Annotated in this window: 5 protein-coding genes and 4 tRNA genes; all 9 read right to left on the bottom strand. The window is 43.6% G+C overall.

The features are described 5' to 3' along the window. Nucleotides 1–52: 52 nt before the first annotated feature. Nucleotides 53–129 (bottom strand) — tRNA-Arg (locus AB4653_RS21140). Between the two features lie 84 nt (nt 130–213). Then, nucleotides 214–306, bottom strand: a tRNA-Ser gene (locus tag AB4653_RS21135). Nucleotides 307–350: 44 nt separating this feature from the next. After that, nucleotides 351–427: transfer RNA gene (locus AB4653_RS21130), tRNA-Arg, on the bottom strand. A 46-nt stretch (nt 428–473) separates the two neighbouring features. Then, a tRNA-Ser gene (locus tag AB4653_RS21125) sits at nt 474–566 on the bottom strand. A 474-nt stretch (nt 567–1,040) separates the two neighbouring features. Next, the gene (gene csrA / locus AB4653_RS21120; protein WP_009847619.1) at nt 1,041–1,238 is read right to left on the bottom strand and encodes a carbon storage regulator CsrA; all 198 of its coding nucleotides are present in this window, start codon (nt 1,236–1,238) and stop codon (nt 1,041–1,043) included. 92 nt (nt 1,239–1,330) lie between these two features. Then, nucleotides 1,331–2,512, bottom strand: a complete 1,182-nt coding sequence (locus tag AB4653_RS21115) for an aspartate kinase (protein ID WP_009847620.1) — start codon at nt 2,510–2,512, stop codon at nt 1,331–1,333. Nucleotides 2,513–2,731: 219 nt separating this feature from the next. Continuing rightward, on the bottom strand, nt 2,732–5,314 hold the full coding sequence (gene alaS, locus AB4653_RS21110) for an alanine--tRNA ligase (RefSeq protein WP_009847621.1): 2,583 nt from the start codon (nt 5,312–5,314) through the stop codon (nt 2,732–2,734). 250 nt (nt 5,315–5,564) lie between these two features. After that, nucleotides 5,565–7,436 carry an alpha-amylase family glycosyl hydrolase gene (locus AB4653_RS21105; protein WP_009847622.1) on the bottom strand — a complete coding sequence of 624 codons (1,872 nt, stop codon included), beginning with the start codon at nt 7,434–7,436 and terminating at the stop codon, nt 5,565–5,567. 363 nt (nt 7,437–7,799) lie between these two features. Beyond that, the coding region (locus AB4653_RS21100; RefSeq protein ID WP_372105256.1) for a TOBE domain-containing protein at nt 7,800–8,164 on the bottom strand (365 nt) is incomplete at its 5' end.

Raw genomic sequence — 8,164 nt, 5'->3', positions numbered from 1 at the left:
AAGCAGTTAAAACTAAACGTTCAACATCAGGATTAATGAAAACCCTAAATAGTGGTGCGCCCTGGAGGATTCGAACCTCCGACCGCCTGGTTCGTAGCCAGGTACTCTATCCAGCTGAGCTAAGGGCGCACGGTATCTTCAAGAGAAGAAGTTGTGAAATATATCACATTCTGTTTCTACGAAACAAAAAAAAGGCCATAGGCCTATAATGAATGGCGGTGAGGGAGGGATTCGAACCCTCGATGCGGCTACAAACCACATACTCCCTTAGCAGGGGAGCGCCTTCGGCCACTCGGCCACCTCACCTTATTCATTATTCTCGAAACACTTACAAGTAAGAGTAAAGAGAATGGTGCGCCCTGGAGGATTCGAACCTCCGACCGCCTGGTTCGTAGCCAGGTACTCTATCCAGCTGAGCTAAGGGCGCACATTGTTACTTCTGTGTTTGCTTGCAAATTCAAACGTGCAAGAAATGGCGGTGAGGGAGGGATTCGAACCCTCGATGCGGCTACAAACCACATACTCCCTTAGCAGGGGAGCGCCTTCGGCCTCTCGGCCACCTCACCGTCTTGCGGAGGCACATATTACGTTTTACCGAAAATATGTCAAACACTTTATTGAAAAAAATTGGACAAAAACACTCAACCGTTTGCTATTTAATCAAAGCGCTTGCAAATTGAACTTATAAGCTTCAAATCGCGCTTTTTCCCTTAAAAATTAAGGTGAAAGATTGGCAATAATAAACAGCAGAAAACAATTATCTAATTTATCTCGCAGTAAGTGTCACTGCTGTTTGCACAATACTACGGGATGCAAATTTGCGCCATAGGGGAAACTAACAAATCTTGAGTTTGCGCAGACAAAATACCGTGTAACAGCGATGATCGATCCTATTTGTATTTCATAACGCCATAAAGCTCTCACTTCACCGCGTTAAGACTAACCCGCTACCACCCCATCGATGTTCACATGCGTATTTCCATTCCCCCAAGATCAAAAAAGGCTAGCAACAATGCTAGCCTCTTCTCTACGCAAAAGTATTAGTAGTTGCCAGGTGCAACGTTACCATTACCTTTTTCAGCTTGAATGCGCATGTAGATCTCTTCACGGTGAACAGATACTTCTTTAGGTGCGTTAACACCAATACGTACTTGGTTACCTTTAACGCCTAGTACAGTAACTGTTACTTCGTCACCAATCATCAGTGTTTCGCCAACGCGGCGAGTCAAAATTAGCATTCTTTGCTCCTTGAGTAATCTCTAAATTTATCTAGCTACGCGAGCATTATCCAACAAAAGTTATATTTTCGTAAACTATCGATTGAGTTTATTTAACCAAAATGCACTTCTTTTTTAGGATAACCCTGTGTTTCACGCGCTACGATGTATGCATTGTGTAATATGTTAGCAGCCATATCGACTTGCGTTGGTGATATCACCAAAGTTAAAGACTGCTGTTGCAATAAGTGATGCTGTACATCAATTTCGCCTTCAGACAACAATCCATGTGAACTGACCACAATTTCTTGTGTTCGGCTTCCTACCACAGTTAACAAACTAACCTGTTCACTATTACGGATTTTCTCGTCAAAAACTAGTTTTAATTTAGCACTAATGTCCGGTTTGATAATGAGTGCTGCCCGTTCTGTTTCCTCGATCACACTACAGACTTCAATCCCTAATAAATGGCAATGCGACATGAGAGACGGTAAATCTTGATTCAAACACTCGATGCGAACCATATCTCTTTGAATAGCTATCCCAGCAATATCATTCAAACAGTCATTACCCGCGATAAGAGTTCCCTCGCCTTCTTCAAAGCTCGAAAGCACTCTCAATGGTACATTATGTCGCCACGCATGTTGAACACATGGAAGGTGTAAAACCTTAGCGCCTCTGCGAGCCATTTCTTCCATAGAGGGAAAGTCTAAGGTATCTAATTTCTTAGATTGCTTAACCACTCTAGGATCGCAGGAATATACGCCATCAACATCGGTATATATCTGACACTCTTTCGCTTGAAGGGCGCCCGCCAACGCAACGGCTGTGGTGTCTGAACCACCTCGCCCTAAGGTTGTGATATCACCTTTCGCATTAACGCCTTGAAAACCTGCAACAATGACAATCTGGTCATCATCTAACAGCGCTTTAATAGGAGCGGTATCAATACGCTCAATCGTCGCATTATTATGATTAGAATCGGTGTGTATTTTGGCTTGATAGCCAGTCATCGATGTCGCTTCATAACCCAACTTGTGCAACGTCATCGCTAACAAAGCCATGGAAACTTGTTCTCCGGCCGTCAACAGCACATCCAACTCTCTAGCGTTTGGTACGCTATCAACTTGTGAAGCTAAGTTAACTAACCGATTTGTTTCACCTGACATAGCAGAAACGACAACCAGGATCTGGTTCCCTTCATTTTTCGCTTCAATGATTTTTTCTGCTACATGATGGATTCGTTCAATTGAACCCACCGACGTTCCACCAAATTTCTGCACGATAAGAGGCATTTTCACCCGTCCTCACCTTCCCAAGACCAATGTCTATATATGACAAAAAAACACATACTCCGCGTCAGAGCGAAGCAATAAAAAATTAACCAAGGAGTCTAACGCAACCATTAAACTTCTTGGTTAATCTCAATCAAACCTGATTAAGAGACTCTTCTACTAGTCAAAATAAAGATGCCCAATCATCTGATTGGGCATCTTGTTATCAATTACTTAAGCTTAAAGACGCTCTTCAAGCCAAATACGTACTGATTTAAGCGCTTCAGGTAATGCTTCAACGTCAGTACCACCCGCTTGAGCCATATCTGGACGACCGCCGCCTTTACCACCAACTTGCTCAGCAACCATCTTAACGAGGTCACCCGCTTTAACTTTGCCGATAAGGTCTTTAGTTACGCCAGCAATCAGGCCAACTTTACCGTCTGCTACGTTCGCGATCAGGATGATGCCGCTACCTACTTGGTTTTTAGCGTTATCAACCATAGTACGTAGGTTCTTGTTGTCTGCACCTTCAATGGCAGCAACCAGTACCTTAGTACCAGAGATCTCTTCTACTTTACCCATGATGTTTGCACCTTCAGCTGCAGCCATCTTTTCTTTAAGCAGTTGGATTTCTTTCTCTAGAGATTTCGCTTTCTTAGCTGATTCAGCAAGCTTCTCTTCGTAAGCGTTAGCCTGAGCTTCTACTGCATCTAGAGCAGCTTCACCCGTTACCGCTTCAATACGACGAATACCCGCAGCGATACCACCTTCTGAAGTGATCTTGAATAGACCGATATCACCCGTGTTGCTTGCGTGGATACCACCACAAAGCTCAGTAGAGAAATCGCCCATAGACAGAACGCGAACTTCATCATCGTACTTCTCGCCAAACAGTGCCATCGCACCTTTTTCTTTCGCTGACTCGATGTCCATGATGTTAGTTTCAATCACATGGTTCTTACGAACTTGTGCGTTAACTAGACGCTCTACTTCTTTAATCTGTGCTGGTGTTACCGCTTCAAGGTTAGAGAAGTCAAAACGTAGGTTGTCTGGCTTAACTAAAGAACCTTTTTGAGCAACGTGCTCACCTAGAACTTCGCGTAGTGCAGAGTGAAGTAAGTGAGTTGCTGAGTGGTTTAGTGAGATAGCAGCACGACGCTCAGCGTCAACCGTTGCTTCTACTTTATCGCCTTGAGCAAATACACCTTCAACTAGCTCACCGTGGTGAGCAAATGCGTTACCTAGCTTCTGAGTGTCTTGTACTTTGAATAGACCAGATGCTGTTTTTAGCGTACCAGCGTCACCACATTGACCGCCTGACTCAGCGTAGAATGGTGTCTCTTCAAGGATGATGATTGCTTTGTCGCCAGCCGATAGTGAAGATACTTCTTCGCCGTCAACGAATAACGCAGAAATCTCACCCGCACCTTCAGTACCTGTGTAACCACAGAACTCAGTGTTCGTGTCTACTTTGATCGTTGCGTTGTAATCAGTACCGAACTGACCCGCTTCACGTGCACGCTTACGCTGTGCTTCCATCGCCTTCTCAAAGCCTTCTTCATCGATAGTAAAGTCGCGTTCACGAGCTACATCGTTAGTAAGGTCAGCTGGGAAGCCATATGTATCGTAAAGTTTGAAGACTGTTTCACCGTCAAGCTCTTTGCCTTCAAGTGCGTCCAATGCGTCGTTAAGGATAACCATGCCACGCTCTAGCGTGCGACCAAAGTTCTCTTCTTCAATGCGAAGTACTTTTTCAACAAGCTCTTGCTGTTTCTTAAGTTCATCTGCAGCAGAACCCATCACTTCAGCCAGTACACCTACAAGCTTGTGGAAGAACACGCCTTGTGCACCAATCTTGTTACCGTGACGAACTGCACGACGAATAATACGACGTAGAACGTAGCCACGACCTTCGTTTGAAGGCATAACGCCATCAGCGATTAGGAATGAACAAGAACGGATATGATCAGCAATAACGCGCAGCGATTGGTTAGATAGGTCGTCATGACCTACCACTTCTGCTGTCGCTTTGATTAGCTTTTGGAATACATCAATTTCGTAGTTAGAGTGAACGCCCTGCATGATTGCAGAAATACGCTCAATACCCATACCAGTATCTACAGCTGGCTTAGGTAGCGGTTCCATAGTGCCGTCAGCATGACGGTTGAACTGCATGAATACATTGTTCCAGATCTCGATGAAACGGTCACCATCTTCTTCAGGTGTACCAGGACGGCCGCCCCAGATGTGCTCACCGTGATCGTAGAAGATTTCAGTACATGGACCACAAGGACCAGTGTCACCCATTGTCCAGAAGTTATCAGATTCAAACTTCTTGCCGCCTTCTTTGTCGCCGATGCGAACAATCTTGTCAGCTGGGATGCCCACTTTCTTGTTCCAGATTTCGAATGCTTCGTCATCTGTCTCGTAAACCGTTACTAACAGGCGATCTTTTGGCAGACCTAGTGTTTCAGTCAGGAATTCCCAAGCAAACCCAATCGCTTCTTCTTTGAAGTAATCACCAAAGCTGAAGTTACCTAGCATTTCGAAGAATGTGTGGTGACGAGCCGTGAAACCTACGTTTTCAAGGTCATTGTGTTTACCACCCGCACGTACACAACGCTGAGCCGTAGTTGCTCGAGTGTAGGCACGTTTTTCGGCGCCTAAGAAGCAATCTTTGAATTGGTTCATACCTGCATTAGTAAATAGCAGGGTTGGATCGTTATGTGGAACTAACGATGAACTGTCTACGATTTGGTGTTCTTTGCTCTCAAAGAACTTAAGGAACGCATTGCGAACCTCATCAGTGCTCATGTACATGCAGCTCTTCCTGAAAATAGTCGAGTTAGAATTTTGCCGTATTGTAGATCATGGTTAAGGCTTCGACTAGTTTTCTTGTAGAAAAGACACCCTTGGGCAGGATTTTAGTTGGAATTCGATAAAATGAAGAATATTCCACTAGCTCGAGCAAAGAAAAAACAAAAAAAACCTCGCACAATATGTACGAGGCTTAAGCAGTTGAAACTCAATCGAAAACCAGTAAACCGTTATTAAGAGTCTGTCTTACTGGTTAATGCTTAGTGCGTAAGATAACCACTTCATTTTGGTCTAGGTTAAATGTGCCGCTGCCATTAGAAACAACCACTTGGTCAGTGCCTAATACACTATCGTAAGTTCCGTTTGCCAATCCTAAATTCACCGCGTTAACCGATGTACCTTGACCGAGGTTCATTGCAACCACAACTACGTCATCGCCTGCGTTACGTTCATATACCAATACATCATTGCTGATCCAGCGCTCAATATAATCACCTTGCTGCACCGCATAGCTTTCTTTACGTAACTTACTCAACTTTTTAATCATCTTGTAAGCATTGGTCGTTTTATCAAAGCTTGGCATCATTTCACGGTTGTATGGGTCATTACCTTGTTGGCCAAAACTGTTGGTAGTGAAGTTAGCCGCGTAGTGCTCTGTTCCATAGTAAATACATGGAATGCCACGAGAGGTCATAATAAGCGCTAAACCCAACTCCACTCTGTCTTGTGCAAATGCAACACTTTGACGACCACCCCACTTGTCTTTGCCTGCGCCAAAGTTCTTCGCGTCTGAGCGTAAAACGGTAGAGATACGTGACGCATCGTGGTTATCTAAGAACACCACTTGCCAATCACTGCTTGTGAATTTTTGGTCTCTCAGCTTCATGTAGTTATTAATGGCATACATGCCAGTTCCATTGTGTTGTAGCAAGGCGTTTTCGATGGTGTTTCTCAAACCAAAATCAAGCAATGCAGAGCCTGATGTATTGGCAAAATCGATAGAGGCAAAGTTTGATCCTGTTGCGTCAGCACCTGAATCCATCCACTCACCAAAGAAATAGAAATCTTTACCTTGGCTTTTCTTCGCGTACGCGTTTATTTGGCCAGTAAAATCTTGGATAAACTCTTTATCCATATGTTTCACCGCATCAATACGAATCGCATCCACACCTAAATCAACCCAGAATTTCGCGCCATCAATCAAGTACTGACGCGCAGGGCCATCTTTACGTTGGTCAAAATCGGTTAAGTTAAACAAGGTTTTATTACGAACCGCCCATGCGTCGTTCCATTCCCAATCTTTACCGTTTTCAGCGATCGCTCCATTATGATGGTAATACCCTGCATTATCATTTTTGTAGTCGGTAACTCGAACACCCTTTTTATAAAGTACACCGTATTCCCCTTCATCATCAGGGTTAGAGTGATTAGGCGCATAGTCCAGCACGAGTTTCATGCCGTAGCTATCCATTTTCGTCTTTAATGCTTTAAAATCGGCAACGGTACCTAGATGCTCGTCAACTTTAAAGAAGTCACGTCCCCAGTAGCCGTGGTAACCCGCACCGCCTCGACTGTCAGGCACGTTAATGTTATCTGCTGGAGGCGTTATCCAAATGGCCGTGATCCCCATATCATGCAAGTAATCTAGCTTTGCAGTTAAACCTTTTAAGTCACCACCAAAGTATTTTTTGAAATCCGATTTGTCTGCCGAATACATGTCGGCACCCGTCGCTGTATTATTGGCTGAATCGCCATCATAGAAACGGTCAAGAAACACGAAATACATGGTTTCATCACGCATATCAAAGGGAAGTTTTTCATGGACCACCACTTTATTCGTGTCGTCATAGAAATTAATTTCGTAGGTTTTATTAGGGTCAACTGAGAAATTTGATAGAGGGTAGTTTTCAGACCAATCACCAAAGCGATCAACCTTAAAACTAGGAGAGTTCGTTCCATCACCGGTATTAAATTTTTTCACTATTTGCCAGTGGTTTGCTTTCACTTTAACCATAGATTCGGCTTGCCAGTTATTGGCTGTACCACGGAAATAGGCCTGGTTCCAATCTGCCATAGCAGGTAGGGAAGCCAGTAATGCTGATAGCACAATAAGCTTATTCTTCATGTGTCGTCCTTTATTCACGTTATGTTGGTGTAGGTTATTGTTTTATATTCTTGTCACGCGATTTAACTATCAGGTCGTGTTTCGTGAGCATGCTATATAGCCTCCCTCCCATACAACCATTACGGCCGCGTTAAATAATGTCAGAAGCGATGAAGTCAGCTGTACGAATAAAACCTTCCTTATATAAGTTCTATTTAATTGAGGCGTGACAGTATCTTGAGAATGAGTTCTCAGGATTCATTTATATTTTTATTATGCCCTTAAGCCAAAGTGAGATACTTAGGGCATATTATTAAAGTGAGGTGTTAGAACGTTCTATTGAAACCATTCATCTACGATAGTTAATGCCAATAAGGCCTGATTTTACAACGTCAGGTTCTGTTCGGTTTCACCATCAAAAATATGGCAAAAAGCAGAATCAAAATTAAAGCGTACTTGGCTGCCAATATCTGATGTACTTATGCTTTGGTTATTCACTCGCGCAACAATTTCGTTATCACCCAATTTGAAATACAGGTATTTTTCATTCCCTAAGTTTTCAACCACGGTCAGCTCACCAGGGTGTACGTTCACCATCTCATCATCAGCGGCAATATTTATGTGTTCAGGTCGAATGCCTAGACACACGGGCTTATCAATATGACCCACAAGCTTTTCTTGCAAACGTTTAGGAATAATAATTTGGGCGTTAGGGGCAAGTTCCACGTAAATGTCATCACCTAACTTGC

The organism is Vibrio sp. 10N.222.48.A3 (assembly GCF_041475345.1).
Taxonomy (GTDB): domain Bacteria; phylum Pseudomonadota; class Gammaproteobacteria; order Enterobacterales; family Vibrionaceae; genus Vibrio; species Vibrio tasmaniensis_A.
This window is presented reverse-complemented; position numbering and strand designations above follow the sequence as displayed.

Coding starts and splice junctions, on each gene's coding strand:
- alaS (WP_009847621.1), bottom strand. CDS start 5,314: ATGTACATGAGCACTGATGAGGTTCGCAATGCGTTCCTTAAGTTCTTT.
- AB4653_RS21115 (WP_009847620.1), bottom strand. CDS start 2,512: ATGCCTCTTATCGTGCAGAAATTTGGTGGAACGTCGGTGGGTTCAATT.
- csrA (WP_009847619.1), bottom strand. CDS start 1,238: ATGCTAATTTTGACTCGCCGCGTTGGCGAAACACTGATGATTGGTGAC.
- AB4653_RS21105 (WP_009847622.1), bottom strand. CDS start 7,436: ATGAAGAATAAGCTTATTGTGCTATCAGCATTACTGGCTTCCCTACCT.